This window comes from Cellulomonas citrea (assembly GCF_009829685.1).
Taxonomy (GTDB): domain Bacteria; phylum Actinomycetota; class Actinomycetes; order Actinomycetales; family Cellulomonadaceae; genus Cellulomonas; species Cellulomonas citrea.
Window position 1 is genome coordinate 1 of sequence record NZ_VWSD01000425.1, and the last position, 506, is coordinate 506.

Sequence of the window (506 nt, forward strand, 5' to 3'; positions counted from 1 at the left end):
TCCAGCCGCTCGATGATCAGGCGCGATAGCCGCGCCGTCTGCTCTTTCGAGAGCGAGAACTCCACGCCAAACGACGGAAACGCAGACGTCGGCGCACCCAGCGCCGGTGAGCCGCTGGCAACACGCCCCGTGATGGAGAAGTCTTCTTGCTGCCCATCCACATAGGCGCTGAAGTCCAGATTCAGCCAATCGCCCGGTTGGAACGCTGCGCCCACGCTTTGCACCAGCGCACCGTTGAGGCAGATATCGCGGATGATGGCGACACGATCCGCGGCCGTTGCCGGTTGCCCCTCCGCACGCATCGTCGCGCCGATGCGGACCTGCACGCGCTTTGCCTTGCGCAGTTGCACCTTGTGCACCTTGGTCGGCATCGCAAGGACGATGTAGGGCGAGGGAAACTGCCCTGACGCCACCACGCTGCACAGCATGCTGACCACCGCGCGCCCGGAGAATCCGCGCAGCAGCAGCACGTCACGCATCTCAGGACGCAGCGTGCGCTTGGCATC

General features: G+C 65.0%; 1 protein-coding gene. It reads right to left on the reverse strand.

The window, feature by feature from the left end; translation table 11 throughout:
* The coding region (locus F2B26_RS17080) for a PilZ domain-containing protein (RefSeq protein WP_210766865.1) at window positions 1-470 on the reverse strand (470 nt) is incomplete at its 3' end.
* Between the last annotated feature and the right edge of the window lie 36 nt (window positions 471-506).